The sequence below is a fragment of the Bifidobacterium hapali genome, assembly GCF_002259755.1.
Lineage (GTDB): Bacteria > Actinomycetota > Actinomycetes > Actinomycetales > Bifidobacteriaceae > Bifidobacterium > Bifidobacterium hapali.
Window position 1 is genome coordinate 14,897 of record NZ_MWWY01000042.1, and the last position, 12,666, is coordinate 27,562.

The 12,666-nt window shown below is 59.2% G+C and carries 16 protein-coding genes, 1 tRNA gene, 2 pseudogenes and 1 riboswitch; of the genes and pseudogenes, 16 read left to right on the forward strand and 3 right to left on the reverse strand.

The genetic code is table 11. The features are described 5' to 3' along the window. Positions 1 to 124: 124 nt before the first annotated feature. Positions 125 to 1,162, forward strand: a complete 1,038-nt coding sequence (locus BHAP_RS09790) for a universal stress protein (RefSeq protein ID WP_094730506.1) — start codon at positions 125 to 127, stop codon at positions 1,160 to 1,162. A gap of 224 nt (positions 1,163 to 1,386) precedes the next feature. Here BHAP_RS09790 and BHAP_RS09795 read toward each other — a convergent pair whose 3' ends face one another. After that, positions 1,387 to 1,800, reverse strand: a complete 414-nt coding sequence (locus BHAP_RS09795; RefSeq protein ID WP_094730507.1) for an OsmC family protein — start codon at positions 1,798 to 1,800, stop codon at positions 1,387 to 1,389. 489 nt (positions 1,801 to 2,289) lie between these two features. Between BHAP_RS09795 and BHAP_RS09800 the strand changes: the two genes are divergently transcribed. The 7 genes and pseudogenes from BHAP_RS09800 (at position 2,290) to BHAP_RS09830 (ending at position 7,806) form a co-directional block, all read left to right on the forward strand. Continuing rightward, complete coding sequence (locus tag BHAP_RS09800; protein WP_211279729.1) at positions 2,290 to 3,090, forward strand: thymidylate synthase; 801 nt, start codon at positions 2,290 to 2,292, stop codon at positions 3,088 to 3,090. Positions 3,091 to 3,269: 179 nt separating this feature from the next. Next, positions 3,270 to 3,929, forward strand: coding sequence for a dihydrofolate reductase (locus BHAP_RS09805; protein WP_094730509.1), 660 nt, complete (start codon positions 3,270 to 3,272; stop codon positions 3,927 to 3,929). A gap of 80 nt (positions 3,930 to 4,009) precedes the next feature. Continuing rightward, positions 4,010 to 4,522, forward strand: a complete 513-nt coding sequence (locus BHAP_RS09810; RefSeq protein ID WP_094730510.1) for a low molecular weight protein-tyrosine-phosphatase — start codon at positions 4,010 to 4,012, stop codon at positions 4,520 to 4,522. 83 nt (positions 4,523 to 4,605) lie between these two features. Beyond that, positions 4,606 to 4,709, forward strand: a riboswitch (TPP riboswitch). 98 nt (positions 4,710 to 4,807) lie between these two features. Continuing rightward, positions 4,808 to 5,425 carry an ECF transporter S component gene (locus BHAP_RS09815; protein WP_094730511.1) on the forward strand — a complete coding sequence of 206 codons (618 nt, stop codon included), beginning with the start codon at positions 4,808 to 4,810 and terminating at the stop codon, positions 5,423 to 5,425. A gap of 165 nt (positions 5,426 to 5,590) precedes the next feature. After that, positions 5,591 to 6,457 carry a TatD family hydrolase gene (locus BHAP_RS09820; protein WP_094730512.1) on the forward strand — a complete coding sequence of 289 codons (867 nt, stop codon included), beginning with the start codon at positions 5,591 to 5,593 and terminating at the stop codon, positions 6,455 to 6,457. A gap of 334 nt (positions 6,458 to 6,791) precedes the next feature. After that, a pseudogene (gene trmB / locus BHAP_RS09825) lies at positions 6,792 to 7,589 on the forward strand (tRNA (guanosine(46)-N7)-methyltransferase TrmB); the annotation flags it as partial. 145 nt (positions 7,590 to 7,734) lie between these two features. Continuing rightward, positions 7,735 to 7,806: transfer RNA gene (locus BHAP_RS09830), tRNA-Glu, on the forward strand. A 162-nt stretch (positions 7,807 to 7,968) separates the two neighbouring features. Here the strand turns inward: BHAP_RS09830 and BHAP_RS12185 are convergent. Then, positions 7,969 to 8,226, reverse strand: a pseudogene (locus tag BHAP_RS12185) (helix-turn-helix domain-containing protein); the annotation flags it as partial. A gap of 117 nt (positions 8,227 to 8,343) precedes the next feature. Between BHAP_RS12185 and BHAP_RS09840 the strand changes: the two are divergent. The 8 genes from BHAP_RS09840 (at position 8,344) to BHAP_RS09860 (ending at position 12,237) form a co-directional block, all read left to right on the forward strand. After that, the gene (locus BHAP_RS09840; protein ID WP_244569384.1) at positions 8,344 to 8,610 is read left to right on the forward strand and encodes a helix-turn-helix domain-containing protein; all 267 of its coding nucleotides are present in this window, start codon (positions 8,344 to 8,346) and stop codon (positions 8,608 to 8,610) included. Between the two features lie 87 nt (positions 8,611 to 8,697). Further along, the gene (locus BHAP_RS11725) at positions 8,698 to 8,862 is read left to right on the forward strand and encodes a hypothetical protein (protein WP_169713209.1); all 165 of its coding nucleotides are present in this window, start codon (positions 8,698 to 8,700) and stop codon (positions 8,860 to 8,862) included. A gap of 41 nt (positions 8,863 to 8,903) precedes the next feature. Beyond that, complete coding sequence (locus tag BHAP_RS11730) at positions 8,904 to 9,059, forward strand: hypothetical protein (RefSeq protein WP_169713210.1); 156 nt, start codon at positions 8,904 to 8,906, stop codon at positions 9,057 to 9,059. Further along, positions 9,056 to 10,270: a helix-turn-helix domain-containing protein gene (locus BHAP_RS09845; protein WP_094730515.1), complete on the forward strand. Its 1,215-nt coding sequence runs from the start codon at positions 9,056 to 9,058 to the stop codon at positions 10,268 to 10,270. The genes BHAP_RS11730 and BHAP_RS09845 overlap by 4 nt, the downstream gene beginning before the upstream one ends. Beyond that, positions 10,267 to 10,716, forward strand: coding sequence for a WhiB family transcriptional regulator (locus BHAP_RS09850; RefSeq protein WP_094730516.1), 450 nt, complete (start codon positions 10,267 to 10,269; stop codon positions 10,714 to 10,716). The genes BHAP_RS09845 and BHAP_RS09850 overlap by 4 nt, the downstream gene beginning before the upstream one ends. A 119-nt stretch (positions 10,717 to 10,835) precedes the next feature. Further along, positions 10,836 to 11,432: a ParA family protein gene (locus BHAP_RS09855; RefSeq protein ID WP_169713211.1), complete on the forward strand. Its 597-nt coding sequence runs from the start codon at positions 10,836 to 10,838 to the stop codon at positions 11,430 to 11,432. Between the two features lie 4 nt (positions 11,433 to 11,436). Continuing rightward, on the forward strand, positions 11,437 to 11,676 hold the full coding sequence (locus BHAP_RS11935) for a hypothetical protein (protein ID WP_033892026.1): 240 nt from the start codon (positions 11,437 to 11,439) through the stop codon (positions 11,674 to 11,676). 114 nt (positions 11,677 to 11,790) lie between these two features. After that, entirely contained in the window at positions 11,791 to 12,237 is a 447-nt protein-coding gene (locus BHAP_RS09860) for a transcriptional regulator (protein ID WP_244569385.1), read from the forward strand. Here the strand turns inward: BHAP_RS09860 and BHAP_RS09865 are convergent. Beyond that, the coding region (locus BHAP_RS09865) for a transposase (protein ID WP_211279728.1) at positions 12,189 to 12,666 on the reverse strand (478 nt) is incomplete at its 5' end. The genes BHAP_RS09860 and BHAP_RS09865 overlap by 49 nt on opposite strands.

A 12,666-nucleotide genomic window follows, 5' to 3' on the forward strand; every position in this document is an offset into this window, starting at 1 on the left:
TACGCTGTTTGTGGGATTTCCCACGTTTTTTCGCGTGGGGAAACACGCAATTCACATCACAGGCGGGTATTGTTATCTCATGAGGGCGGTGCATAGGAGCACCGAATGACGTAAGGAGGTCGTCATGATCAACGACAAGGCAATCCTCGTGGGTGTGGACGGTTCTCACGCCAGCTACAAGGCCACATGGTGGGCCGCAAACTATGCGAAGCATGCCGGACTGACACTGCAAATCGTCTGCGCGTACTCGCTGCCAAGCTATGCTGCAGTATCGTTCGACGCAACATATACTGCGATGGGCGACGATAATGCTGCGCATTCTGATGCGCAAGAGATTCTGTCCAAAGCCAAGGCCATCGCTGATGAGCAGGGCGTCGAAGCTGCCACGCTGATCGTCACCGGCGACCCGGCATCAGTATTCGTTGAGCTGAGCCGCAACTATAACCTTATCGTTATCGGCAACCGTGGTAAGGGTGGTCTTGCTGAGCGACTGCTCGGTACCACGTCGTCGTCGCTGCCGGCGTACGCGTACTGCCCGATCGTCGTCGTGCCATATACCGACGATGACGGCAACCTCATGCACCTCAACAATACGATTACCAAGGTTGCAGTCGGTTCGGACGAATCAAAGTGGGGATTGAAGGCGCTTGAGATTGCGGCATCGTTCGCGGATGCGTGGGGTGCTGAACTTGACGTGATCTCCGCTGTACCGAGGGTGCAGGGCATCGACGGAGAGGAAGGCGTGATCGAATCCTATAGGGAAGATCTTGATGTGCGGTTGAAGCCGATTATTGACGCGCATCCGAATCTGAAGGTCAACAAGCAGGTTGTGCCCGGTTCTGCAGTGAACGCGTTGACTCAGGCAAGCTGGAACCATGATGTTGTGGTTGTCGGTTCGCGTGGACGTGGCGGATTTACTGGTTTGCTGCTTGGCTCGACCAGTCAAGGACTGCTGCAGCACGCGGTGACGCCAGTGTATGTGGTGCCGCGCAAGTATGTTGAAGCGGCTGAAACTCGACTCGATACAGTACCGAGCTCGCCGGCTGAAGTACCGACCAAGTCGCTCGACGAGATTAGCGGTGTTGAGGAAATCGCTGTGCCGACCGCCGAGCCGGAAGTCGCGGCCAAGATCGAAGCCAAGATCGACCCCGACAAGCAGTAACAGTGTTCGCGCGTGTAGCGCATCTGTAATTGCAGATGCGCTACACGCGCTTTTTCTGGCTTCCCTTGTCAGGACGTTGCCGTGACACATGTAGTCCAGTGGACTGCATGTAGGCAACGTGCGAGCCGATAGGTGAGCCAATACTGAGCCGCGCGTAGCGCGTCTGTAATTACAGGATGAGCTGTCGTCGTAGCTGTCTAAGGGGTAGTGAATTTACTACCGTATTAGTGACGTACCGTCACGTTCATACGCACCGGAGTCTCCTGCACGTACGTGTGCTTCACGGTGCAACCCTTATCAATATGACGAGTGACGCGCTCCTTGAGCTTGTCTGCATCCTCGTCACTTAAATTCGCGTCGGTCGCATCTACAACCACTTGCTCGTCAAAGCTGGTGTATGCGTCATCTTCCGGATCGTACTGTCCGTCAACCACAATCTGCGCGCCCTTGCCTTCGCCAAGCGTATGCTCAACCGCAAACTGGCTAGACAACGCCGCGCAACCAGCCAATGCGATCTTCATCAGATCGCCCGGTGTGAACACACCCTTGCCCTTGCCGAACTTGATGTGCGCACCGTCGTCGCTGAACGCATCCCACGAACCATCCTTGTTGCGCTCGACCCACAGTCGCTTGCCCATGACGTCCTCCCTGAACTGTCGTTGTGCCGTGCGACGCGCCGACCGCATCGCATCGTTGCCTCCCAATCTAGTCCAATCTAATCCGAATCGGTCTGCTACACGCGTAATCGTCGGGTTCAACTTGGTTCAGATCGGCTCAACCCCGCTGGCAAGTGGTTTCCAATCAGACTTCCGCCGAAATATCACACAAAGGTGACTCCAACCGTGACATTCCGGCGGTTACCCCACCGTTCTCCGCCGGAATATCACAGTTTTGGGGTGATTTATGTGACATTCCGGCGGAACATCGACTAGCTACCGCCGGAATATCACAAAAAAGTGCCTCGAAGTGTGATATTCCGGCGGAACTCCTGGCACCTTCCGCCGGAATATCACACTTGCGCGTCGCTATGCCCGCCGACCGCTATGCTGGATGGCATGGCATTGACTCCCGAACAGCTCGCAGATATTCGTACACGTATTCCGTCCCGTCCGGATACCGATATTCCCATGCCTTACGAGGATCTCGTGCGCAAGATTCTCACCGAAGGTACGCTCAAATCCGATCGCACCGGCACTGGCACGATCTCACTGTTCGGTCAGCAGATGCGTTTCGATCTGTCGAAGTATTTCCCGCTACTGACCACAAAAACCGTGTTTTTCAAGGGTATTGCGTACGAACTGCTGTGGTTCCTCAAAGGCTCGCGCAATATTCACTGGTTGCAAGAGCACAACGTGCACATCTGGGACGAGTGGGCCGACGAAAACGGCGATCTCGGTCCGATTTACGGCGTGCAGTGGCGTAGCTGGCCCGCACCGACTCCCGAGGACCCGAATCGTACGATCGACCAGATTTCCAATGTACTTGACCTGCTGCGGAACCATCCTGATTCACGCCGCATGATCGTCACCGCGTGGAATCCAGCCGAAGTCGAGCAGATGGCTCTGCCGCCTTGCCACGCGCTCTTCCAGTTTTACGTGGCCGATGGAAAGCTCAGCTGCCAGTTGTACCAGCGTTCCTGTGACATGTTCCTCGGCGTACCGTTCAACATTGCATCGTACTCGCTGCTCACGCTGATGATGGCTCAGCAAACTGGACTGGAGCCCGGCGAATTCGTATGGACTGGCGGCGACTGTCATGTTTACGATAATCACGTTGATCAAGTACTTGAACAGTTGAGTCGAGATCCGTATCCGTATCCGCAGATTGAGATTCGCAAAGCTGATTCACTGTTTGACTACGCGTACGAAGACTTCACGATCGTTGGATATCAGCATCATCCGACGATTAAGGCTCCTGTTGCAGTCTGACGACTGCAACAGGAGCCCTTCGGCTCCGCTTGTGGTGCGGAGCCTCACCTCGCCTATGGGAAGTCCGCTGGACTTTCCATTGAACGGCTCGGCTGTGCAGTCTGACGACTGCACAGCCGGCTCGGCCGTCGCCGTCTGACTATAGAATCATCCCAGTCCTAACCCAAGGAGTGAGTGAAATGGAGCATGACAGTAGCCGCAGTGGCTATCACGAACCCGAGCCCGGAATTGCCGGGCTTGAGAACGAGGAGGATTGGGGTGATGATTTCCCCAAGACTTTCTCGGTGAACCTAATTTGGGCCGAAGCAAGCGACAAGCAGGGGCGCAAAGGCGCGATCGGCTTCCAAGGCGGCATGCCGTGGCATCTGGCCGAGGACATGAAGCATTTCAAGGAACTGACGGTGTCTCATCCGGTGATCATGGGTCGTAAGACTTGGGAATCGCTGGACCCGAAGTACCGTCCGTTGCCGAACCGTGACAACATCGTCGTTTCTCATGACCCGCAGTATCGTGCGCTTGGCGCCACGGTTGCCGAAAGTCTCGACGATGCGATGGATTACGCGCGGCAGGAAGCGATTCCAGACGACGGTATTGACCGTGGCGAAATCTGGGTGATCGGCGGCGCGCAACTGTTCCGCGAGGCACTGCCGTTGGCATCCAAAGCATACGTGACGCTACTCAAAGCGAAAGTCGATGCTGATACGTACGCACCGGATGTGCATGATCTCGTTGATCTTGGCTTGTGGCGCGTCGCTGACAAAAGTCACTGGATGAAGCCAGCTAAGTCTGAAAACGGTATTTCTGCATACCGTTTCGTCACGTACGAAAAGACTAACTGATCGCGGTTATCCGCAGCTTCGTTTTCGCAACTAGCATTCGCGCGCACTACTATCATCCGCACCGTCTGAAAGCAGTATCGATGACCAACTCCCACCCGTATACCGTGATGACTGTCTGCACTGGCAATATCTGCCGCTCACCGATGGCTGAGATTATCTTGCGCGCCGAATTTGAGTCGCGCGGACTTGCCGATCGTGTGCGCGTCATGTCGAGCGGCGTATCCGACGAGGAATACGGCAATCCGATTGACCGTCGAGCCGTGCGCGTACTCAAAGCTGACGGTTACGAGATTCCCGCGCATCATTTTGCGCATCGCATCACGCGCGAGGAGATTGACGAATCTGACCTGTTCCTGCCGATGACTGCGTCGCATATGCGTGCGCTGCTGCGTCAGCTACCAGCGAACAAGCGCGCCGAAGTGCACATGTACCGCAGTTTCGACCCGAATCTACCCAAGCCTGCGGCCGGACGCGAGGATGAGATTGATCTCGTCGACCCGTGGTACGGCGGTGCGCACGAGTTTCAGGTTGCGATCGACCAGATTAAGGAAGTTGCGCCGTACATCGTCGACTGGGTTGAAGCTCGGCTGTAGCGCGTCCGTAATTGCTGGTCGGGCTGGCGACGCAGTGAGCTGACATTTCTTGACATTTGTAGCCGCATCCCCGTATCGTGTGATCTATCAAGCACGGGAGCTCGCATGACGAGCTGAGAGGGGTAACCCCGACCGTTGAACGTGATCCGGTTCGTACCGGCGAACGAAGTCCTTGATTCGCTCTGGACTTGTGGTGCTGTGGTCCGTTTCTGGTCCGTTCAACGCGGATGCGCGTATCGTCTCCCGCTTGACACGATATTGAACCGAAAGGGAGAGAGGCTACTTATGTCCGTTTCTGATTCCACTTCTGGTGCGAAAAAGCCGTCGCTGCGCTGGAGCGTTGCCGACATTACCGTCGCCGCCGTTATCGCCGTTGCTTCCGGCGTGATTTTCTGGGGTGCTGGCATTGCCACGCAGCCGCTTGAGGCTCTATTCACGTTCCTGCCCGGCTCCGACGCGATTTTGTGGGGCCTGTACTACTTTGCTGGCCCGCTCGCCGCGATTATCGTACGCAAGCCCGGTGCGGCCCTGTTTGCTGAGGTTATTGCCGCGCTCGTTGAAGCACTGCTTGGTAGCCACTGGGGTGGCCTCGGCACGCTGATTCCGGGTCTTGTACAGGGCTTGGCTGCTGAGATTATCTTCCTGATCTTCGCGTACAAGGCTTGGAATATCGCTGTGACGATTCTCGCCGGTGCTGCGTCCGGTTTCGCGGGCATGGCTGTGTCATGGGTGATGTATTACCAAGGATACGATGCGCTGTTCATCGTGGTTGCGTTCATCTGTAGCACACTGTCCGGCGTGATTTTCGCTGGTGCGATCGCGTGGCTGCTGTATCAGGCGCTCGCCAAGACCGGTGCGCTCGATCGTGTCGCCGGTGGTCGCGACGCCGCGGCGGTCGTCTGATCTGTCTGGTGCGTGCTCGCTGCTCGCCGGTTGCCGCTGTTCCACTCTGTGCGTGTTCTGTGCGTGATAGCGGCAACCGTACACACTGATTCGGCTTCCCAACTGGGAAGCCGTTTATTATTATGCGTGTCGCCTATGCGCGCATCACCGTGGTGAGGAGATACCATGACAGGTCCCGCATCTGAACCAGCCGCAGCCGATGATCTCATATCATTGCTGTCGGACGCGCATTGTCATGTCGATACTGCACAGTTGATCGCCGTCCAACGTAAGTACGGCATACGCTCCGTGATCAGTTGCGCGAACGGCGACCAGTGGCGGCAGACGAGCCGCTGGTTAGCTGATACGGTACGTGACAACGAGAGCAGTAACGTAAGCGACAGTCCAAGCAATCGTACGTCAGATATTCGTCTCAGTTTCGGTATCCATCCGTGGGATGTGAACAGTTATCGATTTGCCGATGCTCTGCCGTACCTCGAACAGACTGCGATCGTCGGTGAGATCGGACTCGACGGCGAATGGACCGACGTGCCGCTCGCACAGCAGATTGCCGTATGTGAAGCGCAACTTGACTACGCGAGCCGGACGCACAAGCCGGTCGTACTGCATACGAAGTCACGCGAACGCGAAGTACTTGATCTTATTCGTCACTATCCGAATCGGTACATGGTTCACTGGTACGCATGCGAACGTTGGCAGTATGACTATCTTGACCTCGGCTGTTACATGTCGATCGGACCGGATCTACAGACTGACGAATCGGTGCGGTCGTTGGCGCGGCGGATTCCTGACGATCGATTGTTGATCGAAAGTGACGGTCTGGAATCGTTGTCATGGGCGCGCGGACGTGAGTATAGAGTTGATGAGTACGTTGGTGCGTTGGTCGATCTGCTGCGAGCGCTTGCTGTGATTCGGTCGGGTACTGGTACGGCTGATACTGCGCTCGGTGGTACTGCTGATGCCGCTGTGCGTGCGCTGGCCGCGCTCACTTGCCGCAATCTCGCAGCGTTTCTCGCACCTGTCGCACGTTAATACTGTAGTATTGCGCGTTAGTAATGCATTTACTACGTTCTTGGCATCCTTGCTAAGACGTTGCCGAGCGGTACGCAAGGCGATATTGCAGCGATATTGCAGGCGATATTGAGAGAACTGTTGTCCTCGTGCGACGGGACTGTCCGATTGAAACTGGTATAGACCCGTTCCATCCCGGCCGGTATAAATGGTGAGCATGACCATTGAAGAATCAACTGTTGCGCAATCGGTATCAGCGGATGATGTGAACAGTACCGTCGCTCGCGATAGTGCGGCCGACGATACTGCGAACGGCGAGCAAGTCGAATCCGCCAACCGAACGTCTGACGAATCCGCTGGCCGTCCCGCACTGTACGGGCGCAAAGTACTGTCGTTTGTCCGTCGGTCCGCGCGACTCGATGCGCGACTGCAGCGTGCGTGGGATACGTACGCTGCACAGTACTTGCTGAATATCAATGCTGGCGAGGGTTCGCTGGATGTGCGCGACGGATTGCAGATCGACGCTGCGTTCGTGCGTGACGTGTGGGGTAACGATCACCCGCTGATCGTCGAGATCGGCAGTGGACAGGGTGAGAACGTTGTCGCTGCGGCGGTCGCGCATCCGGACATGAATTTTCTTGCGCTGGAAGTGTACGATCCCGGTGTCGCGCATACGCTACTGTTGGCTGGCAAGCAGGGGTTGACGAATATTCGTATCGCGCAGGTGAACGCGCCGGAGTTGTTTAAGGTGTGCGCGCCCGGTGTTCTGACTGAAGTGTGGACGTTTTTCCCAGATCCGTGGCCGAAAATGAAGCATCACAAGCGGCGTATTGTGCAGCCGCAGTTGGCTGGTGATGTGCGGCGTGCGCTGGCCGATGGGGGAGTGTGGCGGATTGCTACGGACATTGAAGACTACGCGTTGCACGTGCATGAAGTGATGGATAAGTGCGCGGGATTTGCGAATGCTGGCACGCGGACGGTGAGTTTGCCGGTTGAGCATGTCGGCAAGGGCAATGCTGATACTGCCGTTGAGTTGCCACACGCGGATTTTGTTGAGTCTGAGCGATTCGCGGGGCGTGTACTGACGAACTTTGAGAAGAAAGGATTGGCTGCGGGTCGCGTGATTCATGATTTCACGTATCGCGCAGTGTGATTGGCTGTTTGTGCTGTTTGTGCTGTTTGTGCTGAGTTACGGCCGTTTTTCCTGCTGAAATAGGCCGTAACTCAGCAGTGGCTTCAGTCGCGACACGCCGATTTGCATGATTGCTGATGCTTGTGTATTGTATATCGAGTTGTTCGCCCCCATCGTCTAACGGTTAGGACACCAGACTTTCAATCTGACAACGAGAGTTCGACTCTCTCTGGGGGTACCCACCGGCTCCGGGTTCCACGAGGTATCGTGGCCCGGAGCCTTTTGTTTCCAACGGTTTCAGGCCGTCAGTCTGGCCTTCAGACGCTCGCACAGGAAACCCGGCGGTGGCCACTGCCACCAAAGATGCACCTCCGTCGCCGTTCATCCCGCGCATCATCTGCTCGTACATCGTCGCGTCCAGGAGATAGAGGGGCGAGACGTTGAGGAACTCGGCCACCGCGGCGATGTCCTGGATGGTCCAGGTGGTCTTGCCGGTCATCTTCGCGGACACCGCGCCCTTCTTCAGCCCCAGCGGGGCGCACAGGGCCTGCTGGTTCATCCCCCGTCCGGTCAGCTGCATGTTGACGTTCCAGATGAACACCTTCTGCATGTAGTCGCCCAGTCCATTGACTTCAGGCGATGATTTGATGTCTGCCATATCAAGTTCCTCCGTATTGCAGTCGTCCAATGCTGATGGACACAATCCTACAACAGTAATTTGCTTCAATGCAAGTTCCCTGATATATTGTCTATCGTGAATGGACTAAAGGCAGGGATGATGGATTCTCCGATGCGTCGCTACATGACGGCGGCGGGTCTGAGCTGCCGGGACCTTGCGCGGGAGATGGGCACGTCCAAATCCTCGGTCGCGGGAAAGGTCAACGGCTCGATACCGTGGCAGCAGTCCGACCTGATCTGGCTGGCCATTCACCGAAACCTGTCTCCGGGGTATGTGCTCGGCATCGACGCCTATCTCACGGACGGCGGGTGGAAACCCGAAACGAGAATCCCCGGACCGGCTGGAACCCGGCACGGGGATTGAACGGCAACAACCATGGAACACGCGGGCGCGCGTATCCGCCAAGATCAGACGCCCGCCGTTCCGATTCCCCGAAGGAGGGTCATCGCCATGACCGATTCTACCAACACCGCCAGCATCCGCCCGGCATCTGTTTTCGAGCCTAATCGCCCGCGCGACGCCGCGCGGCGGACCGACGGTAATGTCAATCTGCGCATCGCGAAGGCGCATGTGCTGTCCATGCTCGCCCACCCGTCCCGGGGTTCGCGCCGCTAAGGCGCGCGTCCGCGGACCGTTTTCCCGAATTCGGCCGAACCATGTGGTGGTTGGTCGTTGCCGCCGTGTGCGTGTCCGGCGGCGTTCTCTCGTATGCGTTGTGCCGCGCCGCCCGTCTGGGCGACGACATCGGCGCGAGACTGCGCGAACGTCATGAAACGGACCCGGCTCATGACGGCGGAAAGGTCGAACGATGAGCAGCAGAGCCGAGAACTGGGCATGGGAGCGCGACGACGTCAAGGGCATCACCAAGTTCGTGCTGGTGTACCTGGCCCGCCGCGCCTACTACGACGATGGCGCCGCCGCATGGCCGAGCGTGGAGACCATCGCGTTCAACTGCGGGTGCTGTGAGCGCACCGTGATCCGTTCGTTGCAGGAGCTGGAGCGCAAGGGCTACATCAGGCCCGGTGACCAGGAGATGTCGGCGCGCAACCCGCGCACCCGCAAGCCGATCGCCAAGGGACACCGCTCGCGCGTGTGGGACGTCGTCATGGACGGCGACCATGCCGCCGAGAACATCGAGGAGAAGCCCCGGAACCTGGATGCGCTGGCGGAAGGCGACGGCAAGACGGATCCGATGAAGGACAATTTGTCACCTGACGGATTGTCACCCGAACCGAAAGACGTGGAGCCGAGGACAAATTGTCCCGGAATCTTGGACAGAAAGTCACCCAATAGACAAGTGATAAACAATTCTCCCCTCATCCCCTTCGGGGATGCTCCCCTCAGCGCCGAATCAGCCTCCACGAAGCCGGTCGCCGACCCGAAGCCCGAACCCGTTCCGGCGACCGATTGGGGCAAGGCGCTGCCTCCAAGGGGTTGCAGGAACCCGCTGTGGATGCCCGAACCCGGCAAGCTGCCCGAGCCGGTCGCGGAACGCGCCGCCCAAGAAGTGCGCGTGCTCGACGGCATCCGCCGGCGCATGCTCGCCGTGGACCAGAGGTTCGACGTTCCGGCGACCATGGCCGACCGCAAGGCCGTCCACTCGCTGCTGATCGACCGGCCGTACGGCGAGATCGTCACGACGATGGACTGGGCGTACCGCAACCGCTACTGGCTGCCCCGACTCACCAGCGGCGCCAGGTTCGCCGCGAACTACGTGCAACTGCGGCTGGAGATGCTCACCCATCCCGATCCGACGGGCAAACGGGCGCCAGACGCGCCGCTGCCGGTCGTCAAGGACCCCAACCGGGCGATACCGGTCAGCTCGTCGTCCGCGAGCCGCGTGCCGATCTACGGGGCGGCGCTGCTGCGCACCTCGCTGTGCCAGGAACACATCGAAGGCGCCATCTCACAGGAAGCGTGCCCGGTGTGTGCGTACGACAAACGCAACCACGCCACCCACGACGTCGCCGGACACCGCAAGGTGAAAGCCGTCGGCGCACCGGCCGAGGCGGTGCGGCCATGAGCGGCGACGGACAACGCCTGGAGGCGTGGAAGAAGGCCGGCGAATGCCGCGACTTCCCGCAGCCATGGTCCGACTACCTGTGGTCGCTGGAGTTCGAGCACCGACCCGACGACGCGAAGGCGTTCCACTCGGTCGCCAAGGCCGTGTGCGAACGATGTCCGGTCCGGGCCGAATGCCTGGCTTATGCGGCCAGCGGCGGGCTCGAATGGGGTGTGTACGGCGGCAAGGTGTGCACCGACCGACGCAGGATCGCGCGCATGGCCGAAGCGGACGGCGTCCCCTGCCGGGACCGCAGCCTGCCCTGGCTCCAGCGCTGGCGGCTGCTCACGGACTGGATACGCACCCACCGGAACGTGTTCGACGAGGCCACCGGCGAGGCCAGCGCCGAACGTCAGCAACGCCGCCTGCGCGCGAGACGAAACGGACGATCGCCCAGCCCCGCATGAGCCGTCAAGCAATCAAACATGCAGACAAGCAGGAATCCAAACAATCAAACAAGCAGACAATCAAGCGATCAAGTAATCGGATTCGCATGATTGCCGGCAGATGCAAAGGAGAAGAACGAATGCGCATCGCCATAGCCAACGCTAAGGGCGGGGTCGCGAAGACCACGTCTAGCATCTACATCGCCTCGGTCATCGTTTCCAGAGGCGGCAGGGCCGTCGTATACGACGCCGACCCGCAGTCCAGCGCGAGCCTGTGGGCCGCCGCCGCGGAACAGACCGCGGACCCGCTGACGTTCGACGTGCTGCCCGCCAACCAGGTCACGCTCCGCCAGCTCGCCGCGGGAGCCGACCCGGACGAATGGGCGATCATCGACGCACCCCCGCAGGGGCCGACCCTGGACATGGCCATCAAGGCCGCCGACTTCGTGATCGTGCCGGCGTCGGACTCGCCCATGGACCTCCAACAGGCATGGAGCACCCTCGACATGGCCAGGATGAGCACACCCGCCGCGCTGCTGCTGGTCAAGGCCGAACGCAACACGAAGGCGTTCCGCGACACCATGGACGCCCTCACCGCCATGGACACGCCAAGATTCGACACAATCGTGCCGAAGGCCCAGTCCTACAAGCGTTCGCTCGGCACCAACCCGCACCAGCTGGGCGAATACCGCGACCTCGTCACCGAACTCCAGCAAATCGCCGGAAAGCAGGAGTGAGACCATGCAGGGCAACTACCAGCCACTGGCACGGCCGGTGCCGTTCGACGACGTGCTGCGTCAGCAGAACAAGACCTCCAAGACCACGGGCGAACCGCTGGTCATGCTCTCATTGCGCATACCCGTGTCGCTCAAGACCCGGCTCAAGACCACGGCCGCCGCGCACGGACTGCCCATGCAGCAACTCCTGCGCGACGCCATCGAACGCGAGCTCGACCGGCTCGACGGCGACGATGAGCCGTAACCCGTCAGACAATCAAGCAATCAAGCAATCCAACAAGTAAGCACACAAGCATTCAGGTAGTCAAACATGCGGACGCGATTCCGAAAGCCGATGCGTCTGCGGAAAGGAGACACTATGGACTATTCGATGGAGGTCTCCGTGCTCGGCGACCGGATCAGCATCGGAGAGGAGGCTCACGTCATCACCCTCGGCGTGAACACGGGATTCCCCGCGGGCTCCACGGCGGGACTGGCGTACACGCTCTCGCCGTTGCAGGCCCGCGTGTTCGGCGCGCAGATGCGCGCGGCCGCGGACGCCGCCGAGGGGCATCCGGGCATGCCGTCCGACGAGGAGGTGAACGCGGCGGCGAAGGTGTTCTGCGGCGGCGTGTGGAACGGGTTCGACCCCGCCAGCATGATGCCGACCGAACAGTTCGACCGGTTCTGGAACGACGGCGAGGGACACCAGCTCTACCTGGCGGTAGTGCCCGGATTCTTGCGCACTTTGGTCTTCGCCCGGCTCTGCGACGATGATCAGTTCGCTACTGGTACGCTCTCACCGAGCCGGGACATGTCGAGGTAACGGCGCGTCGACCACTCGTTCGAGGTCACGTAGCGGACGCGCGCGCAGACGAGCATCAACGCGCTCCGCCCGTCCGGAAACGAGCCGACCACGCGCGTGCGTCGCCTGATCTCGCGGTTCAATCGTTCGATCATGTTGTTCGTACGGATGCGCCGGCGATGTTCCCTCGGATAGTCGTCGAGCAGGTAGGTCGTCGTCTCGCTAATGCCTTCGCGCAGGCATTTGGCAGCCTCTCTGAGCTTCCTTGTCTCCAGTTCCTTGGCGACGGATTCCGCCTTCTCCAACGCCTTGTCGCGTGATTCCATAGCAAACACGGCCTTAAGCGCGTCCGCAGCCCACTCCCGGTTTCTGGGGTTGACCTTGGCGAGGATATTGCGTTCGAAATGCACCATGCACCGCTGATAACGCGCCTCCGGCAACAGTTCGTTC

Coding starts and splice junctions, on each gene's coding strand:
- BHAP_RS11725 (WP_169713209.1), top strand. CDS start 8,698: ATGACCGATTCTACCAACACCGCCAGCATCCGCCCGGCATCTGTTTTC.
- BHAP_RS09820 (WP_094730512.1), top strand. CDS start 5,591: ATGACAGGTCCCGCATCTGAACCAGCCGCAGCCGATGATCTCATATCA.
- BHAP_RS11935 (WP_033892026.1), top strand. CDS start 11,437: ATGCAGGGCAACTACCAGCCACTGGCACGGCCGGTGCCGTTCGACGAC.
- BHAP_RS09840 (WP_244569384.1), top strand. CDS start 8,344: ATGATGGATTCTCCGATGCGTCGCTACATGACGGCGGCGGGTCTGAGC.
- BHAP_RS09795 (WP_094730507.1), bottom strand. CDS start 1,800: ATGGGCAAGCGACTGTGGGTCGAGCGCAACAAGGATGGTTCGTGGGAT.
- BHAP_RS09805 (WP_094730509.1), top strand. CDS start 3,270: ATGGAGCATGACAGTAGCCGCAGTGGCTATCACGAACCCGAGCCCGGA.
- BHAP_RS09790 (WP_094730506.1), top strand. CDS start 125: ATGATCAACGACAAGGCAATCCTCGTGGGTGTGGACGGTTCTCACGCC.
- BHAP_RS09850 (WP_094730516.1), top strand. CDS start 10,267: ATGAGCGGCGACGGACAACGCCTGGAGGCGTGGAAGAAGGCCGGCGAA.
- BHAP_RS11730 (WP_169713210.1), top strand. CDS start 8,904: ATGTGGTGGTTGGTCGTTGCCGCCGTGTGCGTGTCCGGCGGCGTTCTC.
- BHAP_RS09810 (WP_094730510.1), top strand. CDS start 4,010: ATGACCAACTCCCACCCGTATACCGTGATGACTGTCTGCACTGGCAAT.
- BHAP_RS09845 (WP_094730515.1), top strand. CDS start 9,056: ATGAGCAGCAGAGCCGAGAACTGGGCATGGGAGCGCGACGACGTCAAG.
- BHAP_RS09800 (WP_211279729.1), top strand. CDS start 2,290: ATGCCTTACGAGGATCTCGTGCGCAAGATTCTCACCGAAGGTACGCTC.
- BHAP_RS09815 (WP_094730511.1), top strand. CDS start 4,808: ATGTCCGTTTCTGATTCCACTTCTGGTGCGAAAAAGCCGTCGCTGCGC.
- BHAP_RS09855 (WP_169713211.1), top strand. CDS start 10,836: ATGCGCATCGCCATAGCCAACGCTAAGGGCGGGGTCGCGAAGACCACG.
- BHAP_RS09860 (WP_244569385.1), top strand. CDS start 11,791: ATGGACTATTCGATGGAGGTCTCCGTGCTCGGCGACCGGATCAGCATC.